At 70.1% G+C, this 19436-nt stretch carries 20 protein-coding genes; 7 read left to right on the top strand and 13 right to left on the bottom strand.

Annotated elements, in window-relative coordinates:
• Nucleotides 1-118: 118 nt before the first annotated feature.
• Together ACIO52_RS17770 and ACIO52_RS17765 are read right to left on the bottom strand one after the other, a co-directional pair.
• The gene (locus ACIO52_RS17770; protein WP_402645009.1) at nt 119-919 is read right to left on the bottom strand and encodes a class I SAM-dependent methyltransferase; all 801 of its coding nucleotides are present in this window, start codon (nt 917-919) and stop codon (nt 119-121) included.
• Between the two features lie 216 nt (nt 920-1135).
• The gene (locus ACIO52_RS17765; protein ID WP_402645006.1) at nt 1136-1576 is read right to left on the bottom strand and encodes a hypothetical protein; all 441 of its coding nucleotides are present in this window, start codon (nt 1574-1576) and stop codon (nt 1136-1138) included.
• Nucleotides 1577-2217: 641 nt separating this feature from the next.
• On the opposite strand from ACIO52_RS17765, the gene ACIO52_RS17760 reads away from it, so the two are divergent.
• Nucleotides 2218-3171: an ADP-ribosylglycohydrolase family protein gene (locus ACIO52_RS17760; RefSeq protein ID WP_402645003.1), complete on the top strand. Its 954-nt coding sequence runs from the start codon at nt 2218-2220 to the stop codon at nt 3169-3171.
• A gap of 3 nt (nt 3172-3174) precedes the next feature.
• Here ACIO52_RS17760 and ACIO52_RS17755 read toward each other — a convergent pair whose 3' ends face one another.
• Nucleotides 3175-3516 (bottom strand): DUF4377 domain-containing protein, encoded by a 342-nt coding sequence (locus ACIO52_RS17755; RefSeq protein ID WP_402645000.1) that lies wholly within the window; start codon nt 3514-3516, stop codon nt 3175-3177.
• Nucleotides 3517-3689: 173 nt separating this feature from the next.
• Between ACIO52_RS17755 and ACIO52_RS17750 the strand changes: the two genes are divergently transcribed.
• The gene (locus tag ACIO52_RS17750) at nt 3690-4505 is read left to right on the top strand and encodes an SDR family oxidoreductase (RefSeq protein WP_402644997.1); all 816 of its coding nucleotides are present in this window, start codon (nt 3690-3692) and stop codon (nt 4503-4505) included.
• Between the two features lie 144 nt (nt 4506-4649).
• Nucleotides 4650-5324 (top strand): GNAT family N-acetyltransferase, encoded by a 675-nt coding sequence (locus tag ACIO52_RS17745; protein WP_402644994.1) that lies wholly within the window; start codon nt 4650-4652, stop codon nt 5322-5324.
• Here ACIO52_RS17745 and ACIO52_RS17740 read toward each other — a convergent pair.
• From ACIO52_RS17740 to ACIO52_RS17730, 3 genes are all read right to left on the bottom strand, one after another.
• Nucleotides 5252-5620, bottom strand: coding sequence for a hypothetical protein (locus tag ACIO52_RS17740; RefSeq protein WP_218718902.1), 369 nt, complete (start codon nt 5618-5620; stop codon nt 5252-5254). The two genes, ACIO52_RS17745 and ACIO52_RS17740, sit on opposite strands and share 73 nt — an antisense overlap.
• A 45-nt stretch (nt 5621-5665) precedes the next feature.
• A complete protein-coding gene (locus ACIO52_RS17735) occupies nt 5666-6202 on the bottom strand; it encodes a DUF3145 domain-containing protein (protein WP_316573977.1) in 537 nt (178 codons plus the stop codon).
• 101 nt (nt 6203-6303) lie between these two features.
• The gene (locus ACIO52_RS17730) at nt 6304-7119 is read right to left on the bottom strand and encodes a serine hydrolase domain-containing protein (protein ID WP_402644991.1); all 816 of its coding nucleotides are present in this window, start codon (nt 7117-7119) and stop codon (nt 6304-6306) included.
• Between the two features lie 38 nt (nt 7120-7157).
• Here ACIO52_RS17730 and ACIO52_RS17725 point away from each other — a divergent pair, with 38 nt between their 5' ends.
• On the top strand, nt 7158-8354 hold the full coding sequence (locus tag ACIO52_RS17725) for a serine hydrolase domain-containing protein (RefSeq protein WP_342800018.1): 1197 nt from the start codon (nt 7158-7160) through the stop codon (nt 8352-8354).
• A 48-nt stretch (nt 8355-8402) separates the two neighbouring features.
• On the opposite strand, the gene aztD is transcribed toward ACIO52_RS17725, so the two are convergent.
• The 3 genes from aztD to aztB form a co-directional block, all read right to left on the bottom strand.
• Nucleotides 8403-9569 carry a zinc metallochaperone AztD gene (gene aztD / locus ACIO52_RS17720; RefSeq protein WP_402644988.1) on the bottom strand — a complete coding sequence of 389 codons (1167 nt, stop codon included), beginning with the start codon at nt 9567-9569 and terminating at the stop codon, nt 8403-8405.
• Between the two features lie 26 nt (nt 9570-9595).
• A complete protein-coding gene (aztC, locus tag ACIO52_RS17715) occupies nt 9596-10501 on the bottom strand; it encodes a zinc ABC transporter substrate-binding protein AztC (protein ID WP_402645150.1) in 906 nt (301 codons plus the stop codon).
• Nucleotides 10502-10629: 128 nt separating this feature from the next.
• Complete coding sequence (gene aztB / locus ACIO52_RS17710; protein WP_402644985.1) at nt 10630-12810, bottom strand: zinc ABC transporter permease AztB; 2181 nt, start codon at nt 12808-12810, stop codon at nt 10630-10632.
• On the opposite strand from aztB, the gene aztA reads away from it, so the two are divergent.
• Together aztA and ACIO52_RS17700 are read left to right on the top strand one after the other, a co-directional pair.
• The gene (aztA, locus tag ACIO52_RS17705; protein ID WP_402644982.1) at nt 12772-13446 is read left to right on the top strand and encodes a zinc ABC transporter ATP-binding protein AztA; all 675 of its coding nucleotides are present in this window, start codon (nt 12772-12774) and stop codon (nt 13444-13446) included. The genes aztB and aztA overlap by 39 nt on opposite strands.
• A 49-nt stretch (nt 13447-13495) precedes the next feature.
• Complete coding sequence (locus ACIO52_RS17700; RefSeq protein WP_402644980.1) at nt 13496-13852, top strand: iron chaperone; 357 nt, start codon at nt 13496-13498, stop codon at nt 13850-13852.
• 1 nt (nt 13853) lies between these two features.
• On the opposite strand, the gene ACIO52_RS17695 is transcribed toward ACIO52_RS17700, so the two are convergent.
• The 3 genes from ACIO52_RS17695 to ACIO52_RS17685 all read right to left on the bottom strand — a co-directional run bounded on the left by ACIO52_RS17695 (nt 13854) and on the right by ACIO52_RS17685 (nt 16749).
• The gene (locus tag ACIO52_RS17695; RefSeq protein ID WP_218718909.1) at nt 13854-14984 is read right to left on the bottom strand and encodes an NDMA-dependent alcohol dehydrogenase; all 1131 of its coding nucleotides are present in this window, start codon (nt 14982-14984) and stop codon (nt 13854-13856) included.
• A gap of 105 nt (nt 14985-15089) precedes the next feature.
• Complete coding sequence (locus ACIO52_RS17690; RefSeq protein WP_316573971.1) at nt 15090-15614, bottom strand: DinB family protein; 525 nt, start codon at nt 15612-15614, stop codon at nt 15090-15092.
• A 70-nt stretch (nt 15615-15684) separates the two neighbouring features.
• Nucleotides 15685-16749: a phosphotransferase family protein gene (locus ACIO52_RS17685; RefSeq protein WP_394358678.1), complete on the bottom strand. Its 1065-nt coding sequence runs from the start codon at nt 16747-16749 to the stop codon at nt 15685-15687.
• 49 nt (nt 16750-16798) lie between these two features.
• Here ACIO52_RS17685 and pabB point away from each other — a divergent pair, with 49 nt between their 5' ends.
• Complete coding sequence (gene pabB / locus ACIO52_RS17680) at nt 16799-18847, top strand: aminodeoxychorismate synthase component I (RefSeq protein WP_402644975.1); 2049 nt, start codon at nt 16799-16801, stop codon at nt 18845-18847.
• Here the strand turns inward: pabB and ACIO52_RS17675 are convergent.
• Nucleotides 18844-19332 carry a hypothetical protein gene (locus tag ACIO52_RS17675; RefSeq protein ID WP_316573969.1) on the bottom strand — a complete coding sequence of 163 codons (489 nt, stop codon included), beginning with the start codon at nt 19330-19332 and terminating at the stop codon, nt 18844-18846. The genes pabB and ACIO52_RS17675 overlap by 4 nt on opposite strands.
• Between the last annotated feature and the right edge of the window lie 104 nt (nt 19333-19436).

The raw sequence follows: 19436 nt of genomic DNA, 5'->3' as shown, positions 1-19436 counted from the left end.
ACGTGCACAGCGCCACCAAGCCGACGACGATACCGATTCCGATGAGCACGACTACCTCCGTTTCCGTCCCGACAGTGTGTCGGGACATGGATAAGAGGCACACACCGCGCAAAAGGATTCAGAATCCCGCTCGCGGAGGCCGACGGGCGGTGACCAGCCACGCGCGCGAGTCGAAGTACACGCCGTCCCCGGAGTGATGCGCGTCGAGCAGTGCCCGCAGCCGCTCCCGCGCCGCCTCGGCGGCCTCGACCCCCAGCCCGGCGATGATGTCGCGGAACTCCACCAGCCGCAGCACATTGTCGAAGGCGGCCGCGCTGTCCCGGCCGTAGTAGACGGGCTCGTGGACCTCGGCGAACGCGATATCGGTGAATCCGGCGGCGGCCAGGACGGCTTCGGTGACGGCCGGATCGGCGAGCGCGAACGCGCCGGGCCCGTCGCCGGCGAGCGCCGCCTCGGTGGTGAGGGTCTCGCGGATCACCGACGTCCACTCGTTGCGGTCGCGTCCCTGCCACACCAGCAGCACGAGCCGTCCCGAGGGACGCAGCGCGCGACCGATATTGGTGAACGCGGCCACCGGGTCGGCGAAGAACATCGTGCCGAACCTGCTGATGCACACGTCGAAATGCCCCGGCGGGAAGGGATGTGTCTGGGCGTCCGCCAGCTGATAGCTCACATTGGCGAGGTCGGCGCTGAGCCGACGAGCGTGTTCGAGCATCCGCTCCGAGACGTCGACGCCGACCACCGTCCCCTCGGCGGCGGCGCGTGCCGCTTCCCGCGTGGTCTGCCCCGCACCGCACCCGATATCGAGCACCCGGTCGTGCACCCGCACCCGGGCGGCGGCCCGGAAGTGGGCGTTGTGCAGACGCAATTCCGCGTCGTAGTCGAATACCTCGGCAGGCTTGTCCTCTGGTGCTGTCACCGGATCCCCTCCACGCTCGACCGGACCGTCGCGCACCCGGTCCACCGTCTCCGGCGACCGGCTGTCGAGTCGCCCCCGCCCCAGCGTAGAGCGTCGGATCGGTCTCGCACGGCAGCGACCTCGAACGGGCTCGCGTTCCCCTGGCGCGAGTCGGTGCGTGATCCGTCGAGGTCGGCGATGCGGTGGCCGGGCCTGCCCGGCCACCGCATCCCTTCGCTAAGGCGTCGAGTAGCCGATGAGGGCGCCGATGCCCGCACCGATCGGCACGGTGACCAACGCGCCGACACCACCCAGGAAGAACCCGAGGACCGCACCGATGCCCGCGCCGATCAGGGCGCCGATGCCGGCGTTGTGCTGCTTGCGGGCGAGGGTGTCACTCGCCTCGTCGACGAACGACGCCAGGTTGTCGGTGACGAAAGCCGGTGCGGCGACCGGCCGTAAGGTGACCGACTGCCCGTCGGCGGCGATGCCCGCGGCCAGGTCGACCTCGCCGGCGCCGGTGACGAGGCGAGTCGGCACGGCGGCGACCACCCGGCCCGCCCGATCGGTGAGCGTGACCGCGCCCCCGGCGAGCTGGAACCTGCCGTCGGCGACGGTGGCGGTGAGTCCGGAGCCGTCGGCGAGCGGACTCGCCGTGAACGCCACTCCCCCTTCCACGCCCTGGACGGTCGGAACGGCTGCTGCTGGTCCGGCGTGCGCGGTGGTGGCCGCGAGGCCGAGAGCCCCTACCGCGAGAACGGCGACCGTGCCGAATCGTCGTGCGCTGGAACTCGTTCGAGACGAGAAAAACATCTTGCCCCTCCAGTCTGCCCGCCGAGATCGGCGGAACATCCTCTGCTGGACCGGATCTCGATCCGCCGACATTTTCGCATCGTTAACGATCAAGTGGAACCCCACCTGCGGTGATACCGGAAAAACATCACCGGATCGGCCCGAATTCAGGTGAGGTTGTGTTCGTAAGCGAATGCGGCGGCGGCGGTCCGCGAAGTCGTCGCCGATGCGGTCGCCGCGATCGACGATGAGGAACGGCTCTCGCGCCCTCCGCAGCGCACTGCCGGTCGCCATCCCGGCTTGACCTGCGCCGATGATGAGTGTGTCGATGTACTGGATGGTCATGATGGTGTCCTTTCGTCCTGGATTCGGACGCTGGGGAGCCACCTGTGGCCGCCGCATCGGCCGGATCACCCATTCGCCGAATGCTCGTCTGGGTCGTTTCGCGCACGCGCTGTCCGCCGCGCGCCGTGGGCCCGCCTACAGTCGTTGGACGGCATCCACTGCGCGGAAGGACTGGTCGAGAGATGGCTGTGTGGCGGCGTTCCGGCGCTCGGGAACGCCGACGGGAACTGATGCGCGACGCGCTGGACGGCCTGTCCGTCGGCGACGCGCTGGGCGCGCAGTTCTTCCTCATGGGTCAGTCGATTCCGGAGCTGCGGGCGGGACGGCCGCCGGCGGGACCGTGGGTCTGGACCGACGACACCGAGATGGCGGCCTGCCTGGTGGCCGAGCTGCACGCGCGCGACGAGGTCGACCAGGATCGGCTGGCCGCGGTCTTCGCGCGGCGCTGTGATCCCGCGCGCGACTACGGCCACGCGACGGTGACGACGCTGCGGCGCATCCGCGAGGGCGCGCATTGGCGGGCGGCGGCCGGCGCCTCGTTCGGCGGGCAGGGATCGTGCGGCAACGGCGCGGCGATGCGGGTCGCGCCGCTGGGCGCGTTCTACGCGCAGGAGCCGGAACGGATTGTCGCCGAGGCGATTCGGTCGGCGCAGGTGACACATCTGCATCCGGAGGGTGTGACCGGCGCGGTGGCGGTGGCGGTGGCGGCGGGCGAGGCGGCGCGAGCACGGTCGACCGGAATGCGGCCCGGCCCAAGGGAATTCCTCGCGACAGTACTCGAGCGCCTCGAACCCGGCGAGACAACCCGGGCTCTGCACCGGGCCCGTGCGCTGCTCGGTGTTTCCGTCGCGGACGCGGTGCGCGAGCTGGGCAACGGCTCGCGGGTGACAGCGCAGGACACGGTGCCGTTCGCGCTGTGGGCCGCGGCGACACATCTGGCGAACTATCCCGCGGCGATCACCGCCTGTATCGAAGCGGACGGCGATCGGGACACCACCGGCGCGATCGTGGGCGGAATCGTGGCCGCCTACACCGGAATCGGCGACCGACCCGGGGTGATCGGGGTGCCGCCCGCGTGGCGGTCGGCACGGGAACCGTTGCCCGCCTGGCTGGATCCGCGCGGGCGCGGGCGGTGAGGATCAGACAGGCGTCTTCGCGTCGACCCGGACCAGGTCGTAGCGGCGGCTGGAATGGTCCGCGGGCGGGTCGTCGACGGGTGTGACCCGCACGGTCAGCTCGTAGTCGTAGCCGGGCTCGTAGGAGAACCCGGCGATGCCCTCGGAGAACAGCTGCCAGCGCTCGTCGGGCGGATACCGGATCTGCAGACAGCGCATCGGCGCGACGCCGACGCAGTCGACCTGCTCGGGCGCGACGAACATCCGGACGGTCTCGTCCCTCGCAGCGGGCTGCTCTTCGGCGGGACTCCCACAGCCGAGGACACCGACGGCGAGCATCGCGCCGAGCGGGAGGAGTCGTCGCATCAGGGTGTCCTTCGGCCGCCGGGATCAGGTGTCCTGCCAGGGTAGCTGATCGGTAACCATGACTCGGGCGGACGAGCTCGACCGACGGCGAGAAGGCCGAAAATCGGTACGTGCCGCCGGCGAATTCCGTTGGCAGAATGGGTTCCTCATCGAGTAGTACCGGAGGGAAATACATGACCATCCTGGTAACCGGGGCCACCGCGAACATCGGCCGCAAGGTCGTCGACCACCTGCTCGCCGCGGGACACACCGATGTCCGAGCGCTGACCACCAACCCACGCAAGGCCGCGCTGCCCGCCGGCGTGCAGGTGGTCGAGGGCTATCTCCGTCGCCCCGAAACGCTGCCCGCGGCGTTCGAGGGAGTGCAGCGGATGTACCTGGCGCCCACTCCGGACAATGCCGCCGAAGTCCTGGCGCTGGCCCGGGCGGCGGGCGTCGAGCACGTCGTCGATCTGTCGGGCGAACCGGAGAGCTGGTGGGGCTCGGTGTGCACGGCCGTCGAGGACAGCGGCCTGGCCTGGACCCACCTGTGGCCGGCCGACTTCATGGAGAACACGCTCACATGGTCGCAGCAGATCCGCGACACCGCCACCATCCGCGAGCCGTACCCCGACGCCGCGACGGCCCCGATCGCCATGGACGACATCGCCGCTGTCGCCGCCACCGCCCTGCTCTCCGATTCCCACCGGGGCCGCGCCTACCCCCTGGCGGGCCCCGAGGTCCTCACCCGCACCGCCCTCGTCGCCCACCTCGCCGCCGCCCTGGACCGCGACCTCACCTTCCGGCAGTCCACCCGCGAGGAAACCATCACCGCCCTCACCCCCACCATGGGCGACAACACCATCTGGTACGTCGACAACGTCCTCACCGGCTACACCCCCGACCCCACCACCCTTCCCCTCACCAGCGTCCCCGACATCACCGGCAGGCCCGCCACCACCTTCGCCCAGTGGGCCACCACCAACGCCCCCCGCTTCCGCACTCCCTGACCCAGGTCATCCGGTCCGCGCGCGTCGCTCGCCGAGCCGCCGACCGCCATACCGGGACAACCCGGCGACCCATCTCGCCGGCCGCATCGTCATGGGTGTCGAATTGCGTTGCGTGAGTCCCGATCCGTGGACGACCATCGGAGCGTGGACACCGAACATCCCCCGGCGCTGCGGACCGGGATCGTGCCGCCCGATCGGGTCGAGGTCGGGGATCTGGTGATGCGGCGGTGGCAGGTCGGGGATATGGCCGCCGAGTTCGCGGCGATCAGCGCGTCGTTCGAGCAGTTGCATCACTGGATGGCGTGGGCGGCGCAGCCGCCGGACTTCGAGGAGATGGCCGCGACGCACGCGCGGTCGTCGGCCTGGCCGACACCCGACGGCGGGTTCAACTACGGCGTCTTCGACCGCGCGGGCACGGTGCTCGGGGTGGTGGGTCTGCACGATCGGGTCGGGCCCGCCACGCTGGAGATCGGCTACTGGTGCCACTCCGAGCACGTCGGCCGCGGAGTGATCACCCGCACGGCAGGCGCGCTGACCACCGTCGCGTTGAGCCTCCCCGGCATCGACCGCGTCGAAATCCATTGCGACGCGGCCAATCTCCGCAGCGCCGCCGTGGCCCGCCGCCTCGGCTATCGACTCGAGAGCACCGGCCCACGCGCCGTGTGCACGCCCGGCGAATCAGGTCGCGGGATGCACTGGGTCATGGACCGCGCCACACGTAGCGCCCGCGGTGTGGCACAGGCGGATCAGGCGCGCCCGAGCCACTCCTTCACCAGCTTGGCACCGTCCGTCTTGCACATGGCCTGCACGATCTTGTAGTTGCTCGGATTCACGAGCGTCTTGTACCCGAGCTGGTCCGCCAGCGCGGGCAGCGTCGATTTCTGGGTCGGATCGTCGAGCGCCAGGAACTGCGCGCAGGTCATCGTCGTCAGATCTCCGGCGGGCACCGGCGCGCCGGACGTGCTCGCCTTGGTCGAGGGTGCCGCGGTCGACGCCGCCGCGCTCGACGATGCCGGTGTCGCCGTCCCCGCCGTATTCCCCGAACATCCCGTCAGCGCCAGCACGGCACCGACAACCACGATCGCCCACCCGAATGTCCCGCCCCCACGTGTCATACCGACGAAGGTAGCAGCGTCGAGGTCCGCGCGAGGATCGAGTGCTCAGCCCACGTCGCGGCGCAGCCAGGTGACTTCGGCGCCGACGCAATCGGTGCCCTGCCGGAACGCCTCGAGGTCCTCGTCCCACGCGGTGCCCAGGGCGCGGTCGATCTCGGCGGACAGGTCGTAGGTGCCGTGGCCGCCGAGTTCTCGCGCGGCCTGGAGTAAGGCGCGTAATCGCATCTCGCCGAGCATCACATCGCCGTTGGCGCCGGTGGAGCCGTGCCACAGACCCAGCGCGGGGACGAAGCTGTAGCGTTCACCATCGACGCCTTCGCTGGGGTCCTCGGTCACCTCGAAGCGCAGAACCGGCCAGGCGCGCAATGATTGGGCAATCCGCGATGCCGTGCCGACGGGACCGATCCAATCGCTGCTGGCGCGCAGTTGTCCGTCGGCCGGTTGCGCGGTCCAGCGCAATTTCGCGGGCGAGGAGAGCGCGGTGGACAGTGCCCATTCGACGTGCGGGCACAACGCGGCGGGCGATGAGTGGATGTAGACCACACCCGCCGTCGCATCAGCGAACTGACTCGATGCGCGCACTGCACAACACCTCCAGCCTCGACAAGGAGCGTCTTCCCCAACGACCCGTCGGACTGGCGTGGCCCGAGTGTACTGAAGTGTTCGGTGTTACGGGTGTTACTTCACAGCGTGTTGTGTGTCTCTGCGATCACGGAATCGCTGAATTTCGGCCACGCCGCTCGAGCCCAGTCGCCGAAATTCTCGTCGCTCAGGGCGATCGTCGCCACCCCTATTTCCGGGTCCACCCACAGGAAGGTGCCGGACTGCCCGAAGTGTCCGTAGGTCCGCCCGGAATTGGCGGATCCGGTCCAGTGCGGGGATTTCCCGTCGCGGATTTCGAATCCCAATCCCCAGTCGTTGGGTCGCTGGGAGCCGAATCCGGGCAGCACTCCGTCCCGGCCCGGGAATTGCACCGAGGTCGCGTCGGCGAGAGTGTGCTCCGATATCAATTGAGGTGTCAGCAACTCGGCGGCGAATCGAACCAGGTCGTCCACGGAGGCCCGCGCCGCGTGCCCGGCGGAACCGTGGAGAACGGCGGTGCGCATTCCGAGCGGTTCGAAGACGGCCTCGTGCAGATACTGCGGGAAAGCGATGCCGGTGCTCTCGGTGAGGAAGTCGGCGAGCAGTTCGAAGCCCGCGCTGGAGTAGATGCGCCGGGCGCCGGGCGCGGCGATGACCTCGGGGGTGGCGAAGGCGACACCGGAGGTGTGGGCGAGCAAGTGACGCACGGTCGATCCGGGCGGCCCGGCGGGCTGATCGAGTTCGATCGCGCCTTCCTCGAGCGCGACGAGCGTGGCGTAGGCGACCAGGGGCTTGGTGACCGAGGCGAGCCGGAACACCCGCGCGGTGTCGCCGGTGGTCGACACGCCGCTCGCGGTGAGGACCGCGGCGGCGGCGTTGGCGACCGGCCAGTGCTGGATCTGCTCGAACGAACGCATATCGGCAGCGTACGAGACGCCGCTACGATCGAGTCACCATGAGTCCCGCACCATCGATCCACGGCGACGTGGCGGCCGGTTTCGGCCCCGTCGCCGACGCCTTCCGCCGCAACTTCACCCAGCACGGGGAAATCGGTGCCGCCGTGGCCGTCTACGCAGGTGGCGAGCCCCTGGTCGACCTGTGGGCCGGCCATCGCGACCGCAGGCGCGAGGTGGCCTGGGAGCGCGACACCATCGTGCCGGTGTTCTCCTCGTCGAAGGGGATGTCGGCGTTCACGATCGCCACGGCCGTCTCACGCGGCCTGCTCGACTACGAGCAGCCGGTGGCGAAGTACTGGCCGGAGTTCGCCGCCAACGGCAAGGACGAGATCACCGTCCGGCAGCTGATCGACCATCAGGCCGGGCTGTCCGGGCTGGACCGAATCGTGAAATTGCGTGAGCTCACCGACCGCGACGCGCTCGGCGCGCTGCTGGCCGAGCAGAAGCCGGCGTGGCAGCCCGGCACCCGGCACGGCTACCACGCCCTGACCCTCGGGCTCTACCAGAGCGAGCTGCTGCGCCGTGTCGATCCGGCGGGCCGCAGCCTGGGCCGGTTCTTCGCCGAGGAGATCGCGGCTCCGGTCGAGGCCGACCTGTTCATCGGGCTCCCCGAGTCCGAGCCGATGGAGCGCGTCGCGGAGCTGTCGGCGACGAAGGGCCTCGACATCCTGCGCTACGAGCTCGCCGACATTCCCGTGCGGATCGGCGCCGAGGTCTACGCCAAGCGGGGGCTTTCCTATGCGGCGCTGACCAATCCGCGCCCCGGCGCGCCGGCCCGCGCCGCCCGCAGGGAATTCCTGGAGATCGAGTGGCCCGGCATGAACGGCGTGGGCAACGCCCGCGCGCTGGCTCGCGTCTACGGCGCGGCGGCCGGGCGCACCGGTGCCCTGCCGATCAGCGACCCGGTCCTGGACCTGCTGGGCGCGGCCGACACCGCCGACGACGTCCCCGCCGACGACCTGGTGCTGCACACCAAGAGCCGCTACCACCTCGGCTTCCGCAAGTCGCGCGGCAGTTTCCGCTTCGGCTCGGACAAACGCGCCTACGGCACCACGGGATTGGGCGGCTCGTTCGGCTTCGCCGACCCGACGACGGGTCTGGGCTTCGGCTACAGCATGAACCGGCTCGGCATGGCGATCCTCGACGACGTGCGCAGCCGCAACCTGCGCGAGGCCGTCGTGCGCTGCGCGGGCTGACCTCGGCGCGCACCGGGGCAGGTCCCACCGGTGCGCGCCGACAGTCGATCAGTGTCCGGCGACGCCGCTGATCTCGTTCGGCGCCGACGCCAACGTGACGGTCGCGGTGACCTTTCCGGCTGCCAGGTCCACCCGATGCACCTGCTTGGTCGCCGGGTCCGAGACGTAGGCGATCGAACCACGCGCGAACAGCGCGGGCCGGGCGTCCTGCCAGTCCAGCGGTTCCTGCCAGCTGCCGAGCACCGGAATGGTCCGGGTGACGGTGCCCGCGACCGGGTCGATGACGTGGATCTTGCCGTCGGTGCCGAGCACCAGCGCCTCGCCCTGCGGGCCGCGACCCAGCGAGCGGAAGGTGTAGCTGGTGCCGATGTCGACCAGGCGCAGGGTGCCGTCGGCGGTGTTCACCAGCGAGATGCGCTGCGGCCGTTCCAGTTCGGCATCCTTGTCGACCTTGTAGTCGCCGAGCACGATCGGCGAGACCGCGCTGCCGGACATGTTGCCGATCCGGCCGTACGGATCCGGGCTGGCGACCTTGGTGAACGTCCCGTCGCGGTAGACGACCGCACCGGTCTGGCAGCCGATCACCACCGCCTCGTGCTGGGCGGTCGCCTCACCGTGCACGCCCGGGCAGTCCTCGTTCCTGGTGAGTTCCTTGCGGTTGCGGTCGAGCGCGACGGCGCCGACCCGCTTGTCCTCGGTCCCGAGAGTCACCACCAACTCGCCGTTGGCCAGCTGGATCGCGACACCGTGGTGGGGCGCGGCCGCCTGGTAGACCTCGGTCTTCGGTGTGCCCTGCGCGAGTTGGTCGGAGTCGAAGACGGTGACCTCGCCCGACCCGTCGGCGAACAGCACGGTCTTGCCCGCATGCCGCACCACATGACCGGGCTTGCTCGCGGGGAACTCGGTGCCGGTGAATTCCCGGTCGTAGGCATCGAAGACGCGGAATCCCGCCTTGGTCGACACCATGAGGTGGTCCTCGTCGCCCGCCGGGTTGAGCCGGTTGTATCCGTCGAGCTTCACCTCGCCCTGCTGAGTCAGGGTGGCGCCGTCGAGGACGTAGATGCCGCCGTTGTAGGTGAGCGCGATCGGTTCCGCGCCCGGCGTGTGCTCGTGGTCGTGGGCGGCGTCGTCCGTGCCGCACCCGCTGAGCGCGACCACCGAGGCGAAGACCCCGGACAGGGCCACCAGCGTGGTGGTCCGTGACCGACTGTGCATGTGCTGCTCCATTTCTCCTGCGTGAACTACGTTGTGGGCCCGGCCAGACCACGGGCGATGGCCTCGGTGTTGGCGCGGGCCATCTCCAGATAGGTGGCCGCGCCACCACCGGGCGCGGTGAGCGATTCGGTGTGCAGTGCGATCACCTGCACCTGCAGGCCGGTGTGCTCGGCGAGGACGCGCGAGAGCCGATCGGGCTGGGCGGAATCGGCGAAGATCGCGCCGACGCCCGCGGCCCGGATCGCGGCGGCGAGCTCGTCGAGATCGGCGGCGCTGGGGGAGGCCAGCGTGGTGCCGCTGGGGATCACCGCGCCGATCACCCGGAACCCGAATCGCTGTGCGAGATAGCCGAAGACGTGGTGGTCGGTGACCAACTGCCTGCGTTCGGCGGGGATCGCGGCGAACCGGTCGATCATCCACCGGTCGAGCTGATCGAGTTCGGCGAGGTAGCGGTCGGTGTTCGCGCGCACCGCGGCGGCGTCGATGTCGTCGACCCGCGCGAGGACTTCCGCGCTGATCGCCTCGACGGCTTTGCGGACCCGCTGCGGGTCGGTCCAGAAGTGCGGGTCGGGCTTTCCCGCCGACTCGTCGGAGGTGTAGGCGATCGGGTCGACCCGCTCGGCCACCGCCACCGTGGGGACCCCCGCCGCGGCCGACGCCCGCACGTGCCGGGCCACCCCTTCCTCGAGGCCGAGCCCGTTGTGCACGACCAGCGCCGACCGCTCGATGTCGGCCGCCTGCCGGGCCGAGATCGCGAACGAATGCGGATCGGCGCCGGCCTGCATGAGCACGGTGACCGGCACGGCGTCGCCGACGACCGCCCTGGTCAGGTCGCCGAGGATATTGGTCGTCACGACGATGCCGGATCGGTCGCTGTCGGTCGAGCAGGCGCTGACCAGCGCGGTCAGCACGGCCACGACGAGGGCCGCCACCAGCGCGGTCGGCCATGACCTCCGACCCTCCGGGCGACGGCGCCGGACGCCGATCAGCAACTGCCGCCGCGAAGCCCGGTCACCGTCGCGGGTGCGGAGTTCGCCTGTCGGCCGGGCCCGATTCGCGTTCACAGTCCGGTCTCCACGATCAGCGTCGGCGCGATCTCCACGGGGAGGGTGCGCGCCAGGCGGAGGTTGTCGTTGTAGGCGATCTCGGACACCGTGCGCGCGCGAACGTCGTTGACGTAGGCGCGATCCGGATCCACGTGGATCGTGGCCGTCTCGACCGCGCCGTCGGCCAGCTCGAGCTGCGCTGTCTGCGTGCCGGTCACCGGATCGATGCCGTGCAAGACGCCGTCACGGGTGAGCACCAGCAGCGACGCGCCTTCGCCCGCGGTGTTCACCGCCACCGCGTCGGCGATCGGCGTCAGCGTCCACGACTTCGCCCTGATGTCGAGCGTCCAGACACCGGTACGACCGGCCAGCGCGGTCAGCGTGGTGCTCCCCGGCCGATGGGTGAAGGCCGTGGCACGCTCGGCGGACGACGCCGGGTACGGGATCTTCTCGCTGACGAACGCACCGTCGCGTCGGGCCACCACGAGCGCGCCGTCAGCACAACCGAACACGACCCCGCGCCTGGTCACCGCCTGTCCGCGCGGCTGCGCGCACGTCGCGGGCTGCGCCTCCCCGGCCGCGCCGTCGCGCCCGCGCACCTCCACGCGTCCCGCGCGGTCGACGACGATCAACCGCTCCCCGTACGGCACCGCGACACCCGGGATCGGCCGCGGCTCGCCCACCGTCCCCTCGCCCAGCGCGACACGATCGAACACGATCGTGTCGCCGCCGTCCGAAACGACCGCTGTGACAACAGGATCGCTGTGCGCCGAGAGCACCGCACCGCTCGACCGGGGCGCACCGCCGGGCTCGGCCGGTGTCTTCGGTCCGGCCGCGCCGCTCGGCTCGCCGGCACCGGTCGCCGCCGGGAAGTCGGTCGACCCGACCACACGGATCGGCGCGCTGTAGTAGTGCCGATGATCGCCGTGATCGACCGTCCACGCCCCGCTGTCGACGATCGACAGCCGACCACCGGCAGCGACGAAACCGAATCGGCCGTCTCCGGCGAGTCGCACGCCGTTCGCGTCGGAATCCGTCGAATGCGTTCGCGGGGACAGGGTTTCCTTCGCGTCGAGGGCGGTCACCTGTTCGGTGAGCAGATCGACGACCCGCACCTCCCCCGTCCCCGCGTCGGCCACGATCACCCGCGTCTGCGGCTCGGCCATCTCCTCGGCTCCCGCGACGAACCCGTGCGGCGTCTCCTCCACCACCGCAGGCTCCCCCGACCCACAGCCGACTAGTGGCACCGCGGCGAGCGCGGCCACCGCGGCGGCACCGAGCCGACGCGCGCCGAAGCGGTCCCGCAGCGCGGCGACGATCGCCGAGAGGAAGAACGAGCCGACCGCGACGGCGGCGATCGTCGCGCCCGCCGCGGTCTCCGCGTGCCACGAGACGAGCAATCCGACGGCGGTCGAAGCCGCACCGATCAGCGCCGCGCCCATCATGACCACCGGAATCCGGTCCGACCAGTACAGCGCCGCGGCCGGTGGCGCGATGAGCAGGCCGAAAACCAGCAGCGTGCCGACGACGTGGAACGACGCCACGATCGCCAGCGTCACCAGCCCGATCAGGGCCACCTGCGCGAGTTTCGGCCGCAACCCGAGCGTATGGGCTTTGCGCGGATCGAAGGTCGAGGCGACGAACGCGCGGTGCCCGAGTACCGCCACGATGAGCGCGATCACCAACGCCGCACCGAGGTACACCAGGTCTACGGCCCGCACCGCCAGCACGTCACCGAACAGGAACCCGGTCAGGTCCACGGCGAACGATTGCGAGCGCGACACGATGATCACTCCCGTGGCGAGCATGCCGACGAACAGCAGCCCGATGGCGGTATCGGGTGCGAATCGTTTGCTGCGTCCCAGCGCCGACACCCCGAAAGCCATGGCGGCGCAACTGATCGCGGCCCCGAGCAGCAGGTTGCCACCGAGCAGGGCCGCGACCGCGACGCCGGGCAGCATGCCGTGCGACATCGCGTCACCGAGAAAAGCCATGCCGCGCACCACCACCCAGGTTCCGGCGAGGGCGCACACGCACGACACGAGCAGCCCACCCCACAGCGCGCGTTGCACGAAGGCCACCTCGAACGGGGCGAACAGCCAATCCATAGCGCGGAACGATATACTGAAAATGATTATCGTTTCAATTGAGGTGAGATGCAGCACACAGAGGACAGCGCGATCGAGATCGAGCATCTGACGGCGGGCTACGGCGCCACACCGGTGCTGTGCGAAGTGTCGGCGAGCATTCCGCGCGGCCGGGTGACAGCGATCGTCGGACCCAACGGTTCGGGGAAATCGACACTGCTGGGCGTCCTGGCGGGCACCGTGCCGATCCAGGCGGGCCGGGTGACGCGCGACACCACGCGACGACCGGCAATCGTGGTGCAGCACACCGCGATTCCGCCGACACTGCCGCTGACCGTCTGGGACACGGTGGCCATGGGCCGGTGGGCGCATCGCGGACCGTGGCGACGCCTCACCCGCGCGGACCGGGCGATCACGGACTCCTGCTTGGAGCGGATGGATCTCACCGCGTTGGCAGCGCGGCGGCTCGACACCCTCTCGGGCGGACAACGCCAGCGCGCCCTGCTCGCCCAGGCACTGGCCCAGGAGTCCGATCTACTGCTGCTCGACGAACCGGCGACCGGCCTCGACGCGGCCTCGCAAGCCACCATCGCCCTGGTCATCACCGAGGTCAGCGCGGCCGGGGTCACCGTCGTCCAGGCCACCCACGATCCGTCGGAGGCGGCTAGGGCCGATCATCTGCTGGTGCTCGCCGAGGGGCGGATCGCCGCGGGTCGCCCTCGCGAGGTGGACGCCCGGTCGTAGAATCGCCAGGCATCCGCTCCACCCGCTCGCCCGCGCAGCAGGAGGAATCATGGCCGCGACACCGATCTCCGTGGACGCCTACCTGGCCGATCAGCCGACGGCCCAGCGCGCCGCGCTCCAGCGGATCCGCGAGACGATTCATCGCGTGCTGCCGGAGACGGGCGAGAAGATCAGTTACGCCATCCCGGCCGTCACCCTCGACGGCCGGGCGTTCATGTCCTTCGCCGGATGGAAGGAACATGTGAGCGTGTACCCCATCCCGGACGGGGACGAGGCGTTCGACCGTGCCATCGAGCCCTACACCGCGGGCCGTGGCACCCTGAAATTCCCGCTCGGGGAACCGATTCCGTACGACCTGATCGCGCAGGTCGCGGTTCGGCTCGCCGAGCGGGAACGGCGGCGCTGACTTACCAGTCGGCTTCGGTGAAGCGGATGATGCCGCGAATGTTCTTGCCGTCCAGCATGTCCTGGTAGCCCTGGTTGATCTCCTCGAGCGAGTAGCTGCGGGTGACCATGTCGTCGAGGTTGAGCTGACCCGACTTGTAGAGCGACAGCAGGCGCGGGGCGTCCTGGCGGGCGTTGCCGCCGCCGAAGATGCAGCCCTTCACCGTCTTCTGCAGCATGGACAGCAGGAAGCTGTTCATCTTCACGTCGCCGGCGTCCATGCGACCCATCGAGGTGACGACCAGGGTGCCGGCCTTGCCGGTCAGGATCAGGCCCTCTTCGATGTAGTCGCCGTGCATCTCACCCATGGTGAGGATGACCTTCTCGGCCATCCGGCCCTCGGTGGCCTCGATCATCGGCATGATCGCGGCGGCCATGCTCTCGTAGGTGTGGGTGGCGCCGAACTTCTGCGCCTGCTCGCGCTTCCACGGGTTCGGGTCGATGGCGATGACCTTCGACGCGCCGGAGAGCACCGCGCCCTGCAGCGCGCTCATGCCGACGCCGCCGATGCCCGCGATCACTACGGTCTCGCCCGGCTTCACCTCGGCGACGTGGGTCGAGGAGCCGAAGCCGGTCGGCACGCCGCAGCCCACGAGGCACGCGACCTCGAACGGGATGGTCGGGTCGATCTTCACGACCGAGGTGTGGTGCACCGTCATGTACGGAGCGAAGGTGCCCAGCAGGCACATCGGGATGACGTTCTCGCCACGCGCCTGGATGCGGTAGGTGCCGTCCGAGATCGCCTGGCCCATCAGCAGACCGGCGCCCAGGTCGCACAGCGCCATGTTGCCCGCGACACACGCGGGACAGCGGCCACAGGCCGGGATGAACGACAGGATGACGTGGTCGCCCACGGCCAGGTCGCTGGGGCAGTTCGGACCGAGCTTGGTGATGACACCCGCGCCCTCGTGGCCACCCATCACGGGGTAGCCCGGCATCGGCGTGGCGCCGGTGACGATGTGATGGTCGGAGTGGCACATGCCCGCCGTTTCCATCCGGATCTGCACTTCACCGGCGACGGGATCGCCGACCTCGATCTCCTCCACCGACCATTCCTGATCGATGCCCCACAGGATCGCGCCCTTCGTCTTCATGTCCGGTCGACCTCTCGCCAAGCTTGTGCCTCGTTGTGACTGCACTCACCCTAACGAAGAATCGGCCAATTCTGAAACACGTTCTAAAAATTATCCGAGAAATATCTATCCGCGCACGTCATGGACGTGATGGACGAGGTCGTGCAGGAAGTATCGAGCCAGCGACGTGACCGTGAACAGCGATCCGTCGCTGCGCGCGCCCCGCGCGCCGAGCCGATCGGCGGGCACCGCGGCGAAGGCGGCGGCAATCCGCTCGGCGGCCGCTGCGAGTTCGGTCGCCACCACTGCCGGGTCCTGCCGGTCGTAGCGGTCGGCGACGGCGGTCGCGTCCTGGTCCCAGTTCTCGAACCGCGGCGGCTCGGCGCCGTCGTCGGTGAGCATCAGCGCCAGCCGGGTGTCGAAGATCCGGCACACGTCGCGCACGTGGGCGCCGTATTCGAGCACCGACCAGGTCGCGTCGTCGGGGCGCACCCGCGCGTCGTCGCGTTCGAGAGCGGCACCGATGCGCGCCGCGCTGTCGACGGTCCGGTCGGGCACCGCCGCGTAGGCGATCGACTCGGCGTCGAAACCACAGTCGGGACAGGCACGTTCGAGGACCCAGGTCCAGTTCTTGGCGTCGGGAACGATCATGTCCACAGCCTAGAATGTCCGCATCTTGCGATCCATCAATATTCCGCCAACCATCGGCGAGATCCGGGCATCACACGGTCAGCTGCCGGGCCTTCTCGAACAGTTCCAGGGTCACCGCGTGCAGGAAGTCACCGACCGGCTTGGGCGCCTTGCCGGCGAAGGCGCGGGCGTGGGTGCCCTCGAGCACGATGCCGAGCTTGAAGCAGGCCAGCACCTCGTACCAGGTCACCGCGCTCAGATCGCGCGCGGAGAACCGACCGTAGTGCTCGATCATCTCCTCGGGGGTGGGCAGACCGCCGACCGTGCCCAGGGTGCCCATCAGCCCGGCGCCGACGGTGCCCGGCACCGGCCGGGTCGCCAGCTGCCAGCCCAGGTCGAGCAGCGGGTCGCCGATGGTCGACATCTCCCAGTCCACCATCGCCGCCACCTGCGGGCTGTCGTAGTCGAACATCATGTTGGCCAGGTGACAGTCGCCGTGCATGATGCCCGGGGTCCAGGTGGTCGGGCGGTGGCGTTCGAGCCAGTCGCCGACCTGCTCGACGCCCGGAATCCGCGGCCCGGGGTAGCCCTCGTTGGCGGTGTAGGAGTCGAGTTCGCGCAGCCAGCGCGGCACCTGACGCTCCAGGAAACCCTCGGGCTTGCCGTAGTCGGCCAGGCCGAGCGCCTGATAGTCGAGCTCGCCGAGGCGGGCGATGGCCTCGACCGCGGACAGACCCATCTGCCTGCGGATCTCCGGGTCGTGCGCGTGCAGGTCGGGAAGTTCGGTCTGCGGGTTGAAGCCGTGGATCGGTTCCATCAGGTAGAACACCGCGCCGATCACCGTCTCGTCGTCACAGGCGGCGATCACCCGGGGCGAGCGCACCTCGGTGTCGTCGATCGCGCCGAGCAGCCGCGATTCGCGCCGGATCACGTCGTTGCTCTTGGCGCGCAGATGCTTGGGTCCGCGGCGCAGCACGTACTCGCGACCGCCACGGGTGAAGCGCAACATGATGTTCTGCGTGCCACCGCCGATCGAGCTGACCGCGCCGACCTCGCCGGCGGGCAGGCCACGCTCGTCCATCCATCGGCCGATCGCCGCGAAATCCGCGATCGCCGGGTCCACGTCGACCGGTTGCGAAACAGACATGGCGATCATTGTGCCCGAGGCGAGTCGTCCGTGGGCCCGGCGTAGGGTTTCTGCCACGATGCGCACGCTGTTGATCGACAACTACGACTCGTTCACCTACAACCTCTATCAGCTGATCAGCGAGGTCAACGGGAACGAGCCGATCGTCGTGCGCAACGACGAGGCCGCCGGGCCGGCGCTGGACGGTTTCGACAATGTGGTGATCTCGCCCGGTCCCGGCCGCCCCGATCGCGACCGCGACATGGGGATGTCGACGGCGGTGATCGCGGAGTCGACCCTGCCGCTGCTCGGCGTCTGCCTCGGTCACCAGGGCATCGTGGTCGGCGCGGGCGGCACGGTCGGCCGGGCGCCGCAAGCCCGGCACGGGTTCCTCGATCGGGTCGTGCACGACGATCGCGACCTGTTCGCCGGTCTGCCGCAGGACTTCACCGTCGTGCGGTATCACTCGCTGGCCGCGCAGGAGCCGCTGCCGCCGGTGCTCGAGGTGACCGCCTCGACCAGCGACGGCGTGATCATGGGGGTGCGCCATCGCGAGCGGCCGCAGTGGGGTGTGCAGTTCCATCCCGAGTCGGTGTCGAGTGAGTTCGGTGCGGCGCTGCTGCGCAACTTCGCCGATCTGACCAAGGCGCGCACGCACAGCGGCGCGCCGGTCGTCGTGCGCGGACCGCGCGAGCAGCCGCGGCGCCCCGCTCTCGGACGTCGATTCCGGTTGCGGCACAGCGTGATCGAGCGGGCCATCGATACCGAGGCGATCTTCCTGCGCCGCTACGCCGAGTCACCGACCGCGTTCTGGCTCGACAGCGAACACGTCGAGCCGGGCCTGGACCGGTTCTCCTTCCTGGGCGACGCGACGGGTCCGCACGCGGAGATCGTCGAGTACCGGGTGGGCGAGGGCGCCGTCACGGTGACGGACGCCGCGGGCGTCCGCACCGTCCCCGGGACCGTGCTGGACTATCTCGACCGCGAGCTGCGGCACCGGCACTGTGATACTCCCGGCCTGCCGTTCGACTTCGCCGGCGGATACGTCGGCTATCTCGGCTACGAGATCAAGGCCGACTGCGGCGCGAGCGCGGTCCACCGCTCCCCCACCCCGGATGCCCAGTGGATCTTCGCCGACCGGCTGATCGTCGTCGACCACGAAGCCGGCCACACGCATCTGCTCGCCCTCACCGAGCACGACCCCGCCTCGGCGGATCGCTGGCTGGCCGAGACCGCCGCGGCCCTGGCCGATCTGCCGACCTGGGTCAATCCGGCCGACCTGCCCGTGCCCGCCGATCCGGACGCCGTACCGGCGCATCTGGTGCGTGGGCGCGAGCGCTACCTGGCCGATATCGCGGTCTGCCAGGAGCGGCTGCACGCGGGCGAGTCCTACGAGATCTGCCTGACCGACACGGTGGCCGTCGCCGCGGCCCCCGACGACGGGCTCGCCTTCTACCGACGGCTACGCCGCTGCAATCCGGCGCCGTATGCCGCGTATCTGCGGTTCGACGGGCTCGATGTCGCCTGTTCGTCGCCGGAGCGGTTCCTCAAGATCGACCGCGACCGGGTGGTGGAGAGCAAGCCGATCAAGGGCACCGCGCCGCGCGGGCGGACCGTCGCCGAGGACGAACATCTACGGCTGTCGCTGGCCGACGATCCGAAGACCAGAGCCGAGAACCTGATGATCGTGGACCTGCTGCGCAACGATCTGGGGCGGGTCTGCGAGGTCGGCTCGGTGCACGTGCCGGAGCTGATGGCCACCGAAACCTATTCCACCCTGCACCAATTGGTGTCGACGGTGCGGGGGACACTGCGCCCCGACGCCGGAGTGATCGACTGTCTGCGGGCCTGCTTCCCCGGCGGCTCGATGACCGGCGCGCCCAAGCTGCGCACCATGGAGATCCTCGACGAGCTGGAAACGCAGGCGCGCGGGATCTATTCGGGCACAATCGGCTTCCTCGGCCTGGGCGGCACGGCCGACCTGAACATCGTCATCCGCACGGCCGTGCGCTTCGACGACGAGTGGCGCATCGGCGCGGGCGGCGCGATCGTCCTCGATTCCGACGCCGAGGACGAGTACGCGGAGATGGTGCTCAAGGCCGCCGCGACCTTCCGTGCGCTGGCCTAGCGACGCGGACGCTTGCCCTTGCCGAGGTCCGGCGGCGGTTCCTCGCCGGCCCGGCCGGTGATCCGGCCGAGCAGCCCGACGCCCGGCAGTTTCGCCAGCGCGCCGAAGAGATCCTCGCCCAGTGAGATCATCGCCTCGAGCCTGGGCAGCAGCCGGTCGTAGGTGGCGAAGACCGGGTCGGCCAGCGCCAGGGTGCGGTCGAGCCGGTCGATGGTGCTGTTGAGCCGGTCGACCGCGATCGACAGGTTCTCCACCAGATCCGGCAGCTGGGCGGCCAGCTGGGCCGAGGCCGGAGGCAACCGCACCGCCGCGTCGAAGGCGTATCCCGCCGTCTGCTGCGCCGCATCGATAGCCTGTCCCGCCGCCGTCTGCGCCGCCCCCACCGCGGCCTGCGCCGCCGAGAGCAGGTCGGCCCCCGGCACCTTGCGCCCCTGCGGCTCCGGCGTGGGCTCCGCAGCGCGTCCCCGCTTCTTCGGGTTCGTCATGCCACCACTGTGCCGCACCGAGCACGCCCACGCAGGGATGCGCCCCACCCGTGTCTGCGGGCCACCGCCCATAACCGTCGCCCCAACTCGCCCGCAGTCGGCCG

The organism is Nocardia sp. NPDC087230 (assembly GCF_044744725.1).
In the GTDB taxonomy this organism is placed as follows: domain Bacteria; phylum Actinomycetota; class Actinomycetes; order Mycobacteriales; family Mycobacteriaceae; genus Nocardia; species Nocardia canadensis.
This window is presented reverse-complemented; position numbering and strand designations above follow the sequence as displayed.

What these genes read in the sequence shown, in the direction of transcription:
- ACIO52_RS17675 (WP_316573969.1), bottom strand. Translation starts at nt 19,332, where the DNA reads ATGACGAACCCGAAGAAGCGGGGACGCGCTGCGGAGCCCACGCCGGAG.
- ACIO52_RS17760 (WP_402645003.1), top strand. Translation starts at nt 2,218, where the DNA reads ATGGCTGTGTGGCGGCGTTCCGGCGCTCGGGAACGCCGACGGGAACTG.
- ACIO52_RS17730 (WP_402644991.1), bottom strand. Translation starts at nt 7,119, where the DNA reads ATGCGTTCGTTCGAGCAGATCCAGCACTGGCCGGTCGCCAACGCCGCC.
- pabB (WP_402644975.1), top strand. Translation starts at nt 16,799, where the DNA reads ATGCGCACGCTGTTGATCGACAACTACGACTCGTTCACCTACAACCTC.
- aztB (WP_402644985.1), bottom strand. Translation starts at nt 12,810, where the DNA reads ATGCTCGATCTCGATCGCGCTGTCCTCTGTGTGCTGCATCTCACCTCA.
- ACIO52_RS17700 (WP_402644980.1), top strand. Translation starts at nt 13,496, where the DNA reads ATGGCCGCGACACCGATCTCCGTGGACGCCTACCTGGCCGATCAGCCG.
- ACIO52_RS17685 (WP_394358678.1), bottom strand. Translation starts at nt 16,749, where the DNA reads ATGATCGCCATGTCTGTTTCGCAACCGGTCGACGTGGACCCGGCGATC.
- ACIO52_RS17750 (WP_402644997.1), top strand. Translation starts at nt 3,690, where the DNA reads ATGACCATCCTGGTAACCGGGGCCACCGCGAACATCGGCCGCAAGGTC.
- ACIO52_RS17740 (WP_218718902.1), bottom strand. Translation starts at nt 5,620, where the DNA reads ATGACACGTGGGGGCGGGACATTCGGGTGGGCGATCGTGGTTGTCGGT.
- ACIO52_RS17695 (WP_218718909.1), bottom strand. Translation starts at nt 14,984, where the DNA reads ATGAAGACGAAGGGCGCGATCCTGTGGGGCATCGATCAGGAATGGTCG.
- aztA (WP_402644982.1), top strand. Translation starts at nt 12,772, where the DNA reads ATGCAGCACACAGAGGACAGCGCGATCGAGATCGAGCATCTGACGGCG.
- ACIO52_RS17725 (WP_342800018.1), top strand. Translation starts at nt 7,158, where the DNA reads ATGAGTCCCGCACCATCGATCCACGGCGACGTGGCGGCCGGTTTCGGC.
- ACIO52_RS17690 (WP_316573971.1), bottom strand. Translation starts at nt 15,614, where the DNA reads ATGATCGTTCCCGACGCCAAGAACTGGACCTGGGTCCTCGAACGTGCC.
- aztD (WP_402644988.1), bottom strand. Translation starts at nt 9,569, where the DNA reads ATGCACAGTCGGTCACGGACCACCACGCTGGTGGCCCTGTCCGGGGTC.
- ACIO52_RS17755 (WP_402645000.1), bottom strand. Translation starts at nt 3,516, where the DNA reads ATGCGACGACTCCTCCCGCTCGGCGCGATGCTCGCCGTCGGTGTCCTC.